Genomic DNA, 13,335 nt, shown 5'->3' on the forward strand with positions numbered 1-13,335 from the left:
AACTAACTTGGAGGTTGAAACGTAATGAACTGGCAATCGATTCAAGAGCTACTGAAGCAACGACCTGAAGATTTTCAGGGATATTTAGATCGTGATATTTTGCTACCCTTATTGTTAGGGGAAGATACGGCGGATCTCTCTTATTGGTTGGGCAAATCGTTAGCGCGGCGCCTGCCTTTAGCCGAATGGGACGATCTGGTCAGCTTCTTTGCGCGGGCGGATTGGGGTGAACTGAGCCTGATCAGTCAGAAGAAGAGCGTGACCGAATTACGCCTTCAAGGTCCGACCGTCGCTAAACGCTTGGCCTTCCCGGCAACGGCTAGTTTTAGTTTAGAAACTGGCTTCGTGGCGCAGACCCGCGAACAACAGCTGGGCTTTCTAACGGAAGCGAGTTTCACCGTGGACGCGCGGCATCAGCGCGTCAGCCTGCGGATCCAAACGGACTTAAAGGACCCCGTGGCGCAACCACGGCCCGAATTCATTCAATTGACCACACCGGTAGCGGATAGCGCGCCAACCGAGTAGCCAGCGCCCATCAAAAAAAGACATTCAACGCCTGAAAGTAGCGGCGTTGAATGTCTTTTTGACTGCGTGAATTAGTGATTCTGAGATTTATTGCGCGGTATATTTCGCTAAGGTTGCTTCAAGTTGTTCCTTGCTGTGGTAGCCAACAACTTTCTCCACAACTTCGCCATCTTTTTTGATGATCAAGGTTGGGATGGCCATAATGCCAAATTGTTGCGGTGTATTTGGGTTCTCATCCACATCCATTTTGGTGAATTTGACCTGCTTGTTCTCTTCTTCCAGCTTCTCGATAACCGGTGACTGCATCCGACAAGGACCGCACCAAGTTGCCCAGAAATCTGTTAAAACAACCCCGTGTTCAGTTTCCGCGGTGAAAGTTTTGTCTGTGATCGCTTTTACCATTTTGCTTACCTCCAATAAAGATATTATTATCTTAACTGTCCCCAACACTTTTTTCAAACTTTTTGCTTACAAAAAATAACCAAGCTGACTACTTGAAGAAAACCAGGGTCGCGCCATTACCACCTGCTGATGCCGGCGCGTATTCATAACGTTTGACGCGACGATTCTGTTTGAGATAATCCTGCACGCCTTGCCGGATCGCGCCGGTACCTTTACCGTGAACGATCGTCACGGACTCATAACCGGCTAATAACGCGGCGTCAATGTAGCGATCGAGATTGGCTAGCGCTTCATCGTAGCGTTGACCACGCAGATCTAACTGAGTGGAAACGTGATGATCACTACCGCCACGAACGGTGACGATCTGCCGTTGTGCCGCTGGTTGCGGCGCCTTGATCTTCTCTAATTCCCGTTCGGCGATTTTCATTTTGATGATGCCCATTTGGACTTCGTATTGATGGGCGCTGAATTTCTGGGTGACCACACCGACCTGTCCATAAGAAAGCACGCGGACATCATCGCCCACCTTGATCTCCTGCTGGCGTTTGGCGCGCTGTAAGACCTTATTTTGCTTCAGGCTACGTTCTTGGTGCAATTGGTTCAATTGTCCCTTGGCCGCGATCAGTTGATCCTCCTTGACGCTCTGAGCGCCGTTCAAGCGCATCTGCCGCAATTCGTCAATGATTTGGTCGGCCTCGGTTTGTGCTTGGTCAACCAACTGATTGGCCTTTTCCTGAGCCGTCGCTTGTAGCCGCTCTTTCTGCTTTTGAAAATCGGTCCAGGCCGACTTCAACTCATCATGCAGCGCCGTGGCTTCCTGCAATTGCTGCGCCAATTCTTCGCCTCGTGTCTCGGTTTGCTTACGCTGCGCTTCCAGGTCGCTGATCATATCATTCAAATCTTGGCTGGCACCGTTCATCAATTCCTTGGCCGCCGCCACGATCGCTTCCGGCATGCCGAGACGCCGTGAAATATCGAAAGCGTTGGAACGACCAGGCATGCCGATCAACAACCGATAAGTCGGTTTCAGGGTCTTGACATCAAATTCCATGCTGGCATTGATCGTTTCTGGCCGTTCATAGCCATAGACCTTCAACTCGGGATAATGGGTCGAGGCCATGACTTCAGCCCCAGTGCCCCCGAGATAATCCAGAATCGCGATGGCCAAACTCGCGCCTTCCTGGGGATCGGTCCCAGCGCCCAGTTCATCCAAGAGCACCAAGTCCCGGTCGTCAACCGGATCCAGGAAGTTAATAATATTATCCATATGACTGGAGAAAGTACTCAAGTTCTGCTCGATCGACTGTTCATCACCAATGTCCGCGTAAATCTCGTGGAAGATCCCCACTTGACTTTCTTCCCGCGTGGGAATGAACAACCCTGATTGGGCCATCAATTGAATCAGGCCCAGTGTTTTCAAGGTGATCGTTTTCCCACCGGTATTGGGACCGGTGACCACGATCGTCTTATACGTGTCCCCGATCAAAATATCATTACTGACAACTTGGCGCGGATCCAACAATGGATGACGCGCTTGACGCAATTTAACAATATTATCGGTGGAAACCAGGGGTTCCGTCCCACGAATTTGCGCGGCGTACTTGGCCTTGCCATTAATGAAGTCAAACTGCCCCAACAAATATTCGTTGCTCCGCAATTCATTGGTATAAGGCGCCAAGGCCGCGGATAATTCAGCGAGGATCCGCTCGATTTCCTGTTTTTCCGCCAATTGGACCTGACGCAATTTGTTATTCATTTCCAAAATACTTTGTGGTTCCACATAGACGGTTTGCCCACTGGCGCTTTGGTCGTGTATGATGCCGCCGAATTGGTGCCGATATTCCGCCCGCACCGGAATGACATAGCGATCATTCCGAATCGTCACGATCGGTTCACTCAGATATTTAGCCTGACTACCGCGGGTGTAACCATCCATCCGACTGCGGATCTCAGTTTCCTGACTGTGAATCGTTTTCCGTAAACTTTGTAGCTGACTCGAAGCCGTATCCAAAACCGAGCCGTCGCTTTCGATGGAGCGGCGTAACAGCTGACTCTGCTCCGGCAAATTGACCAAATTGGCTGCCAACTCTGGTAGCGCTCGTAACTCGATCGTGTCATCCAAATCACGGAAGAAATTCGTGATCTGACTGACCACCCGCAAGCTGCGTCCGATCGCCGCTAGTTCGGGGCCATTCAAATTAGCGCCGATTTCTAATCGGTGCAATGGCGCGTCCATGCCGACTAACTGGGCCAAAGGTAACCCACCCTTGAGACGCAATAAGTCCGCGCCATCTTTAGTCTGATCCAACCACAACTGCACCGTATCCGCATCCGCGCTAGGCATCAACTCGGCCAAGGTCGAGCGTCCCATTTCCGTTGCCAAATAGGGCTGGATCTGTTGTTTGATTTTATTAAATTCTAGTAATCTTAAAACTCTTGAATTCATTTGATAGTCACCACTTTACTTCAAAATATTCCGATAAAAAATGAGACCGAGCACCCTGCTCGCTCTCATTTGGCGGTTGTTCATGCGACCCATAATGCGGTGATCCATTTGGTCAGGATCGGGGTGTAACGAACGATCAACGTTGCTAACCAGGACTTCTGTAAGGCGTCTTGGATCCCTGGGATCGGAATGACCGCCACTAAGTAAAAACAACAAAATACGCCAAAATAGCAGACAATAAATGCGAGGAAGAGGCTCCCGACTAAATTAGCAGTGTGGTCCACCTGAGGCAATTCCAAATAAGCCAAATCACTGAAGAACATGACCACAAGATGAGTCAGCACCCACCCGATCAATAAAATCAGTAAAAAAGCACAACCGCGATAAAACGCCTGATCCAGATTCAACCCAACATCATTGGAGAAAAAAACGAAATGGCTGTCCAACGTTGCTGACGGGTAAGGAATCAGCAGATCGAGTTTCCTACTGAGACCTGCGTAAAAAAGCCGAGCAAACAACAAACTGACCAAATACCCCAGCGTGTATGCACCCTGCAAATAAAGTCCCCGTCGAGCACCCATATAGAGATTGTAGGCAAAGATAAGAATAATCACAAAACTAAGCATAAGTTCCTCAACAATCTAAACACTTATTTTTTCCGACGTTTGGCCTGTAAATTCTCGTGGGCCAGTTGTTGTGCGACCAAATTAAACGCCAGCAAAACCGCCGCATCCTCAGAGCTCAAAAGAGGATCTTGGCGTTTCAATGCTTGCAGTTGCTCATTGACTCGCTGAGTGATCTGCGCCATCTGTTCCGGTGTCCGCGGACCAATGATCTGATATTCCCGATGATTGATCACTGCTTTGTAAGGTTGATTTTGTTTCGCCATACCTGAAAAAATTCACCACGCTCATAAAACTAATTAATAGTTTATCACTAAATGCCGCTCTGAGCTAGCCCAGCCGCCAAAGAAAAAAGGGCTCGGCGTTGCCGAACCCTTTTCACAAAACACTCAATCGTTGGATTGACCATTCAAATTCTCATCTTGCAAAAAGACGTCGAGAACGCCTTGAACCATTTCCCATTCGTCCTCGTCTTCGATCGGGATCAAATCACCGGAAGTCGCGTCACCATTCTCGTCTGGTGTGTAAGCGAAAGGATAGATGTCAACTGCCTCGTCCTCAGCTGAGTTGGCTGGGACCAACAGCACATAAGAACGATCATAATCTTCGGAATCGAAGGTAAATAATACTTCGTATAGTTCCTCGTTGCCATTTTCATCAACAAGGGTGATTTGGCGGTCGTCAGCATTCATATCGCTGAAATCGTCGATTTTCTTATCTGTCATAGTTCCTCCTATTGCTGGGTCAATTGCCCATGGGCATCAAGATAATTCTGCAAGATCACCACACTAGCTAATTTGTCGATGACTTCCTTGCGCTTCTTGCGTGAAACATTGCCTTCTTCGATCAGCATCCGTTCCGCTTGGACCGTGGACAAACGTTCATCCTGATAATCCACGGGTAGGCCAAATTTATGAATCAAACGGTCACCATAAGCCTTGGTCTTCGCGACCCGTGGCCCACTGGTGTTGTTCATATTCTTGGGCAGACCTAAAACGAAGCCGGTGACTTGATAATCCGCCACCAACTTCTTTAACCGCTTCATCCCAAAATTCTCATTTGCTTCATCGATCTGAATGATCTCGACTCCCTGAGCGGTCCAGCCCAGTTCATCGCTAATGGCAACGCCAACAGTTCGCGAGCCAACATCTAATCCCATCAAACGCATCGATCAACGATCCTTATTCAAGTATTTACGAACCAATTCTTCAATGATCTCGTCACGCTGATGCTTCAGAATCAAATTACGGGCATCATTATGCCGGGGAATATAAGCAGGGTCGCCGGAAAGCAGGTAACCAACGATTTGGTTGATCGGATTATAACCCTTCTCCTCCAAAGATTGATACACACTTTCCAAGGTATCCTTGACGTTTTTTGATTCATTTTCATTAAAAGAAAAGGACATTGTCTTATCCAATTCACTCATGACAGTCACCTCACTCTACCTGAATCATACAGGAATCATGACCAAAAAACAATGATTGTTATCATTACTTAATCTAGTTTTTAGAATCAGCGTCTTGTTGGCTAACGAAGGCTTGGGCCGCTTCCAGCGCCGCCGGTAACCCAGCTGGTTTCTTGCCGCCTGCTTGGGCTAAATCAGGGCGACCGCCGCCACCGCCATTGATTGCCGGTGCGCTGGCCTTGATGATCGCGCCGGCCTTCAGCCCTTGCGCCACCGCCGCTTCTGTCACCGCTACCAACAGGTTGGCTTTCTCGCCTTGCGCCGTACCCAAAACTAAAACATCGCTGGTTGGCTTATCCCGCCAGTTATCGGCTAACTGCCGCAGTTCGTTGATGGTCACATTCGGAATCACCGCGCTGGCTAATTTGAAGGCACCGGCCGCGACAACTTGCACTTGATCTTGGGCCGTCGATTGGGCCAATTTCGCTTTCAGGTTTTGTAGATCGCGTTGGCTGTCCTTCAGCTCCTGTTGCAAACTTTCGACCTTATGGGGCAATTCTTTCAACTGGTTGACTTTCAGGGTGCCCGCAACTTGGTGTAACATCTGCGCTTGGTCTTCCAAATATTGGAAAGCTTCAGTGGCCGTCACCGCCTCGATCCGCCGTACACCCGCACCGATCGCTGATTCTGAGGTGATTTTGAACAGTCCGATCTCCGCGGTATTGCTCACGTGGGTGCCACCGCACAATTCCATGGAATAATCGCCAGCCTTGACCACCCGGACCCGCTCGCCATACTTCTCGCTGAATAAGGCGATCGCCCCTAATTTCTTCGCCGATTCCAGATCTGTTTCAACAGTCTCCACCGGCAATTCCGCCCAGATCTTCTCGTTGACGATTTGTTCAACTTGCGCGAGTTGCGCTGAGGTGACCTGACCCAGATTCGTGAAATCGAAACGTAAATAGGTCGGCTCAACCAATGAACCCGCCTGATGAGTGTGCTCACCTAAGACATCGCGTAACGCCTGATCCAGTAAATGAGTCGCCGTATGGTTACGGCGCACCTTCATCCGCCAAAGATGATCCACAGCCAATGTGTACTCCTGGCCAACGATCATTGGGGCCAACACCTTGACCGTATGCAGATTCTGCCCATTTGGCGCATGCTGCACATCAACCACCTGAGCCACAACCTGACCAGCCGCATCTTGAACCACGCCATGATCGGCCACCTGACCGCCCATTTCCGCATAAAACGGCGTGCGGTCGAAAATCAATTGTGCTTGACCCGCAGCCACAGAGGTCACTTCTTGATCCGCCTGCAAGGCCACCACTAATTTAGCGTCATGCAGCGTCAAGTGTTGGTAGCCATCAAAAACGCTAGCGGCCTTGATGGCCATCAGGGTCTCGTTTTGTGATCCCATTGATTGGAGATCGCCTCGAGCCGCCCGCGCCCGCGCCTTTTGTTCCTTCATGGCTTCGTCAAATTCAGCTTCGTTGACCGTCATCCCTTCATCAGCGGCGTATTCCACCGTCAATTCGATGGGGAAGCCAAAGGTATCAAACAATTTAAAAGCGGCGCGGCCATCAATAACCGTGCTACCAGCCAGCTTTTGCTTGGCGATCAGATCATTGAGTAAGGCCAGCCCATCCGTCAACGTTTCACTGAAACGATCTTCTTCGGACTTGATCACTTTGGCGATAAAGTCCTTTTGCGCGGAGACCTCTGGGTAATAGCTGGCCATGATTTCGCCCACGACCGGCACCAATTGATATAAGAAGGGCTTGCTGATCTGCAAACGGCGTCCGTTCAAGACGGCGCGCCGGATCAAACGCCGCAACACATAACCACGACCTTCATTTGATGGCAACGCGCCATCACCAATGGCAAAATTTACCGTCCGAGCGTGATCGGCGATGATCTTAAAGGCCACATCTTGTTTGGGATCCGTGCCATATTTCACCTGACCGCTGATTTCCTCGGTCTTGTGGATCAACGGCAAGAATAAATCGGTCTCGAAATTCGTCGGCGCGTCCTGAAGCACGGAAACGACCCGCTCCAGGCCCATCCCCGTATCAATGTTTTTATGGGGTTGTTCCACAAACCGACCATCAGGTAAATGGTTGAACTCCGAGAAAACGATGTTCCACAATTCCAAATAGCGTTCATTTTCGCCGCCTGGGTAATTCTCCGGATCGTCTTCGGCCACATTATTGAACTGTTGACCACGATCGTAGAAAATCTCGGAATCAGGACCACTGGGACCTTCGCCAATATCCCAGAAATTATCTTCCACCTTGATCAGATGATCTGTGGGTAGGCCAACGACTTCGTGCCAAATCCGATAAGCCTCGGTGTCTTTCGGATAAACCGTGACATATAAACGCGCCGGATCCATTGCCAACCATGCTGGTGAGGTCAGAAACTCCCAGGCCCACGGAATCGCGTCCGCTTTAAAATAATCGCCCACAGAGAAATTACCTAACATCTCGAAAAATGTATGGTGCCGCGCCGTTTTCCCGACGTTTTCAATATCATTGGTCCGAATACTCTTTTGTGCGTTGGTGATCCGCGGATTCTTCGGAATAACCGTGCCGTCGAAATATTTCTTCAACGTGGCTACTCCGGAATTGATCCACAACAAGGTGGGATCATCGTGGGGGATCAGTGAGGCGCTGGGTTCAACATCATGCCCCTTTGATTTGAAAAAGTCGAGAAACATTTGTCGAAATTCACTACTTGATAATTTTTTCATGCTAACACCTTTCCTAACGACTAAACAAATAAAAACACCGTTGCTGACAAGGACGCTAATGCGCGGTACCACCTTGTTTGCAACGATGTTTGATCGTTAACCTCTTAATTGAACTACTATTCGATTGCCACTTAAGGAGCATCGATCACGCTTACGTGAAGGCTTCACACCAACAGCCTCTCTCTGAACACGGCCCGCGTCAACATATCTTAAGTCAAAAACATTATAATTAAAAAGCTGTTTATTGTCAATCAATGACAACAAATTTTAGTCGGCCGCTAGTCTAATTGCACATTGAAGACAGAACGGTAAACGGCGAAGTGCGATAACGGCCCATGACTGAAATCCGTTTCAGACACATCACCAATCAACCCCAACAAGTCATCTTCCGATTTGACCTGGGTGCCCGTGCCACCGAAAAGCCCAAAACCAGCGCCAAATGGGTTCTCCTTGGCCACAGCCGGATCGTCCAGCATTTCCAACGTTGGTAGTGTGTCAAACAACATTCCTAAGCCTAATTGGTGCTGACTTTGGGTGTCATCAATGGCCGCAAAACTACCGCTCCAATTCGCCAAAGCCGCATATTCCCACTGATTCCTTGTTGGTAGATTAGCGCCATCCCGCCGCAACTCGCGCCGTAAACCGGCAAATTTCAAGCTCTGCTGTACAAAAATATGCATGACGCCATTATTGGCCGGAATAAAGACCAAGTCATGATTACCAAAAAGATCGTTATCGCTCGCAAACGGATTCAAGCTATCCGAACTGCGCTCCAAATACGCCGTTATCTCACGGTCATGCTTTTTCAAAAGCTTTTGATTGCCGTGACGTTCACCGTTCACTAGGTTCAATTGACCAATCAACTTCAAGCTTGACGGTAGTGCTTGAACGCTCATCAGAAATGGTGCCACATCATCAAGCTCAGCGACGACGGTACCGGCTTCTTGCCCCGGCATGAAGAAATAGGTCTGCCCGTTAAGATTAACCTCGAAAGTCCGCAAGGGGCCGTTTTGACTTGGCGTTTCTAGATACTTGATGTTTTCGACATTCCAGAGTGGATTCACGAAGTAGCGTAGGATTTGTTCAAAAACCCGTTGTTGTTCCTCCACTGTCAATTGATGCCAAGAATTCCAGTACAGCATTTTCTCTGTAATCATCGTTGCGCCTTCCTCTTCTGCTTTTGTTGTAGATGTTCCGCTCGTTGTTCGATTTTGCGTTTGCGCCGGCGATCATCGCTGATTGCTTGTTTGATTTTCTTACGGTAGCCCGGTTTGCCTTTGCCCCGCGCCTTCTTGACGTAGCCAATCAAAGTTGGATCGAGTTTCTGTTGGGTCGCGCGGCGTTGAGTCCGGCGTTGGCGGTCATAGGTCGTCACGATCTGGCCCTTCTCCAAAGTTTTGGGCACAAACTTAACGCCGATATGTTCCAGTTGGGCAACAAGATTCTCCTCCGCTGGGCGGTACAGGGTAATGGCAGTGCCTTCAAGTCCATTACGCCCGGTTCGGCCGACCCGATGGACGAAGAACTCGAGATCCTTCGGCAATTCATAGTTGATTACCAAGGAAACTCCAGGAATATCAATACCCCGGGCCGCCAAATCAGTGGCCACCACATACTGGTACTCCAAGTTCTCGACTTGCTTCATCACCCGCTTGCGTTCCCGCGGTTGTAAGCCACCATGGATTTTGGCCACGCGCAGACCCTTTTGTTTGAGATAATCGGTCAAATCATCAACGGTCTGTTTCGTGTTGGCGAAAACCAGCGCCAAATATGGTTGGCCGATCGTCAATAATTGCGCGACTAACTCAGCCTTATTCTTGCCCCCCGTCGCGAAAAGCCAGTTCTCAACTTGCGGGTTGATCACAGACTTCGGCGCAAGTTTGATCTGTTCCGGCGCGTGCAGATACTTCCGCAAGAACGGTTGCAACTTATCCGGGATCGTGGCGGAAAAGACCGCCGTTTGCAGCGCTGCTGGCATTTTGCTGGCAATCGCGTCAACTTGATTCAAGAAGCCCATGTCTAGGGTCATATCAGCTTCATCGATCACCAAAAAGCGAACTTGATCAACCCGCAACGCGGCGCTGGAAACCAAATCAAGGATCCGACCAGGCGTCCCGATCACGATATCTGGTTGTTGCCGCTGCAACTTCTCGATTTGGCGCTCCTTATCACTGCCCCCTACGTACAAATGAGTGGACCAATGCTCATTGCTGGCCGTCAATAGTGCCTTGGCCATCTCGTAGGTTTGCGTCGCTAACTCGCGGCTAGGCGCCGTGATCACCAATTGCGCCAAATCTTCATGCTTCTCTAAGCGGCTTAGTAGTGGCAACAGAAAGGCGTGAGTCTTACCACTCCCGGTTTGCGACTCGACCACCGCATCTTTCCCAGCAAGTAACACCGGGATCACCGCGTTTTGAACTGGGGTGGGTTGCCGGAAGCCGATCGCGGTCAAACCGGTCAATAGACTGTCCTTTAAACCAAAATTTGTAAAATCATTAGGCATTGCATTTCTCCTTATTCATGACCCATCGACCGGATCAGATTGCTGAACAATCAGCCACGTAGGCTGCCGTTTCCAGCCTCGATCGAGACTGACATTGACGTCCTTGTGCTGAGCGCTTGTTTTAGTTTACTGTGGGTTGGGTTTGATAAGCCGACCCAGCGGCGACCATTTCGGCAATGATCGTTTGCACCTCGGCTTGATCCTGGGCGTTGGCGCCACTGGCCAGCGGATGCCCGCCACCACCATGCTCCTGGGCGATGACATTGATGATCGGCCCTTTGGAACGGAAATGAACCCGATAAGTGCCGTCAGGCTTCTCAACGTAGATCGACCAAAGTAGAACACCCTTCAAACGACCAGGCGTGGACACGATCGAATTCACCTGATCATCACGGAGTCCTAGCTTCGCGATCAATTCGCGGCTGATCATCACATGAGCGGCGCCATGGCCATCAAAACTGATTTGATCGAAGACGATCGACTGCAACCGCGCCTGCGCTAACGTCATTTCATAAAGGTTCTCACTAACAACTGAATGATTGAAACCAGTGCCAATCAGTTGAGCAGCCACGTTGAACGTATGGGTGGTGGTGGAATTATACATGAAGCGACCAGTATCTCCGACGATCCCCGCGTACAACACCCGCGCCGCTTCTTGGGTCAGCACCAAAGCGCCCTCACTGTCATTGATCAAATCAACGACCAATTCGGAGCTGCTGGATGCCTCGGGCACAACATGATAATAGTCGCCATAAGCGTCACGATTAGGATGATGATCGATCTTGATCAGGAAGTCCCCCTGGTCAAACCGCGGATCACTAATGCGCGGCGTATTCGCCGTATCCACCACAATGACCAAGGCCCCTTGATAAAAGTCATCCGCGACCTCTTCAGGCTGGGCCAACCAATCTAAATCGCCGACCGAGCTCCCCACGATCTTAACTTGTTTGTTAGGATAGCCCGCTTGGATCGCTGTCGCTAGCCCAGCCTGAGACCCAACCGCATCCGGATCCGGATTTTGATGGCGGTGGATCACGATTTTATCGTAGGCTTTGATTTTTTCTAGAATCTGTGCAAAATTTGCTTCCATCGTTTATATCTCCTCAATAACTTGGCAAGTGACCATTGCTTTGGCCACGACCAGATGATCCGATAAAATATCAATATCGAAATAGGTGCGCCGCCGACTGGCATTAACGACCCGTAATTTGATCGTCAATTCATGATCGATCTGGACCAAGCGTAAATAATATAGATTCAATTGATCAACCATACTGACCTTTTGCTGGTAAAGGCGCAGTGAGCGCGTCGCGGCCAAAGTCAACAGTTCGGTTAAGACCCCGATGGCCAAAGTCCCATCGTCATTGGCCATTTGTGGTGTTACCACGGCACGCCAAGCGGGAAAATCGTCGCCATTGACCACTGGCGTTTCCTCCACAGACAACGCCTCGCCGATCTGCGCCTCCAACGTCCAGGTGCCCATCTTCGAAAGCGGCCGTTCATGCGCTTGGACATCGTTGCGATTGACCAAACCCACTAAATTGAACCCGGTATCGACGACCGGTAGTAAATCAATTGAATTAGACATCAGTAGATGTGTCGCGTTGGCCAACGAGGTGTGCAAAGTCACCGTAATCGGATTCTTGACCATCACCTTATCAAGCCCGGTCCCCGCGCTGAAACCTTGAATATCATGATAGGTAATCACGCCGACCAAGCGTCCTTTATCGGTGACCACCGCAAACCGCGATTTATTGGTGCTATTGCGTAAAGCCAGATAATCACTGACTTTTTGCGATTGCAGCAATACCTGGATTTGGTCGCGGGGCTCATAAACGTCGTTGACCGTCAAAATATCTTGTTTGATATTCTTGTTGGAAATCTCCCGGTTGATCAAGCTCGCCACGGTATAAGTGTCATAACTGGTACTGATCAAGGGCAACTCTTCATCATCAGCCAAGCGGATATTCTCGCTTGACGCCTCAAAGCCACCGGTGATCAACACCGCGGCGCCATGTTCCAGAGCGATTCGCTGAGCGCCAGTTCGATTCCCAACGATCACCAGGGACATTGGCGTGATATAGGGAATCATCGCCTCTTCCGTCATCGCGCCAATAACAAATTTATTTAAAGTTTTCGCTAGCCCGGCCGCGCCGCCAAGTAAGCGCCCATTGATCAACTCAAGAATGTCTGAGAAAGACAGTTCCTCGATCTGTTTCGGTCGCTCCTTTTCAATGCGGACCGTACCGACCCGTTCGATCGTCGCCACCAACCCATTGGTTTCTGCCGATTTGATGGCCCGATATGCCGTGCCTTCGCTGACCTGTAGCTCATGTGCAATCGAGCGCACTGAAACCTTCTGGCCGATCGGCAAAGTTTCTAAATAACGAATGATCTCTTCATGTTTTGTTGCCAAGAACTCACCCACTTTATCTGACAGTCTACTGTATCAGTATATCTGTTTCTAAAGCTAAACACAAAACTAATCTGACTAAAATGTAACCGCAACATCCACAAGTTATTCCGCGCCCCTAATCGCACCCACACCAACGCCAAAGCGGTGATTGATCGGCGGCGCCAAGCCCAGTAGCAGTATGGGTGATCCAAAAATGAGTATAGAAAAAGAGGCGATCCGTTCGGATCGACCTCTTTTGGTAACCATTTTGGGTAGAA

13 protein-coding genes are annotated in these 13,335 nt (G+C 49.8%); 1 reads left to right on the top strand and 12 read right to left on the bottom strand.

From position 1 onward, the window contains the following. Positions 1 to 24 precede the first annotated feature (24 nt). Positions 25 to 525: a YslB family protein gene (locus EKM94_RS05575; RefSeq protein ID WP_125598758.1), complete on the top strand. Its 501-nt coding sequence runs from the start codon at positions 25 to 27 to the stop codon at positions 523 to 525. Positions 526 to 612: 87 nt separating this feature from the next. On the opposite strand, the gene trxA is transcribed toward EKM94_RS05575, so the two are convergent. The 12 genes from trxA to EKM94_RS05635 all read right to left on the bottom strand — a co-directional run bounded on the left by trxA (position 613) and on the right by EKM94_RS05635 (position 13,078). After that, positions 613 to 927 carry a thioredoxin gene (trxA, locus tag EKM94_RS05580; RefSeq protein WP_125598761.1) on the bottom strand — a complete coding sequence of 105 codons (315 nt, stop codon included), beginning with the start codon at positions 925 to 927 and terminating at the stop codon, positions 613 to 615. 88 nt (positions 928 to 1,015) lie between these two features. Continuing rightward, on the bottom strand, positions 1,016 to 3,373 hold the full coding sequence (locus tag EKM94_RS05585; protein WP_125598763.1) for an endonuclease MutS2: 2,358 nt from the start codon (positions 3,371 to 3,373) through the stop codon (positions 1,016 to 1,018). An 80-nt stretch (positions 3,374 to 3,453) separates the two neighbouring features. Continuing rightward, on the bottom strand, positions 3,454 to 3,999 hold the full coding sequence (locus EKM94_RS05590; protein WP_125598766.1) for a CvpA family protein: 546 nt from the start codon (positions 3,997 to 3,999) through the stop codon (positions 3,454 to 3,456). A gap of 23 nt (positions 4,000 to 4,022) precedes the next feature. Then, positions 4,023 to 4,262, bottom strand: a complete 240-nt coding sequence (locus tag EKM94_RS05595; protein ID WP_125598769.1) for a cell division protein ZapA — start codon at positions 4,260 to 4,262, stop codon at positions 4,023 to 4,025. 123 nt (positions 4,263 to 4,385) lie between these two features. Continuing rightward, complete coding sequence (locus tag EKM94_RS05600) at positions 4,386 to 4,688, bottom strand: DUF1292 domain-containing protein (RefSeq protein ID WP_191987498.1); 303 nt, start codon at positions 4,686 to 4,688, stop codon at positions 4,386 to 4,388. A gap of 41 nt (positions 4,689 to 4,729) precedes the next feature. Then, positions 4,730 to 5,164 carry a Holliday junction resolvase RuvX gene (gene ruvX / locus EKM94_RS05605; protein WP_125598775.1) on the bottom strand — a complete coding sequence of 145 codons (435 nt, stop codon included), beginning with the start codon at positions 5,162 to 5,164 and terminating at the stop codon, positions 4,730 to 4,732. A 3-nt stretch (positions 5,165 to 5,167) separates the two neighbouring features. Then, the gene (locus tag EKM94_RS05610; protein WP_125598778.1) at positions 5,168 to 5,425 is read right to left on the bottom strand and encodes an IreB family regulatory phosphoprotein; all 258 of its coding nucleotides are present in this window, start codon (positions 5,423 to 5,425) and stop codon (positions 5,168 to 5,170) included. Positions 5,426 to 5,498: 73 nt separating this feature from the next. Then, positions 5,499 to 8,159 (bottom strand): alanine--tRNA ligase, encoded by a 2,661-nt coding sequence (alaS, locus tag EKM94_RS05615; RefSeq protein WP_125598781.1) that lies wholly within the window; start codon positions 8,157 to 8,159, stop codon positions 5,499 to 5,501. 278 nt (positions 8,160 to 8,437) lie between these two features. Then, positions 8,438 to 9,316: a hypothetical protein gene (locus tag EKM94_RS05620; protein WP_125598784.1), complete on the bottom strand. Its 879-nt coding sequence runs from the start codon at positions 9,314 to 9,316 to the stop codon at positions 8,438 to 8,440. Continuing rightward, positions 9,313 to 10,662 (bottom strand): DEAD/DEAH box helicase, encoded by a 1,350-nt coding sequence (locus tag EKM94_RS05625; protein WP_125598787.1) that lies wholly within the window; start codon positions 10,660 to 10,662, stop codon positions 9,313 to 9,315. The genes EKM94_RS05620 and EKM94_RS05625 overlap by 4 nt, the downstream gene beginning before the upstream one ends. Positions 10,663 to 10,783: 121 nt before the next feature. Further along, positions 10,784 to 11,752 carry a DHH family phosphoesterase gene (locus EKM94_RS05630; protein WP_125598790.1) on the bottom strand — a complete coding sequence of 323 codons (969 nt, stop codon included), beginning with the start codon at positions 11,750 to 11,752 and terminating at the stop codon, positions 10,784 to 10,786. A gap of 3 nt (positions 11,753 to 11,755) precedes the next feature. After that, the gene (locus EKM94_RS05635; RefSeq protein ID WP_125598793.1) at positions 11,756 to 13,078 is read right to left on the bottom strand and encodes a DRTGG domain-containing protein; all 1,323 of its coding nucleotides are present in this window, start codon (positions 13,076 to 13,078) and stop codon (positions 11,756 to 11,758) included. Positions 13,079 to 13,335 lie beyond the last annotated feature (257 nt).

Origin of the sequence: Lapidilactobacillus achengensis (assembly GCF_003946655.1) — a bacterium.
GTDB classification, from domain to species: domain Bacteria; phylum Bacillota; class Bacilli; order Lactobacillales; family Lactobacillaceae; genus Lapidilactobacillus; species Lapidilactobacillus achengensis.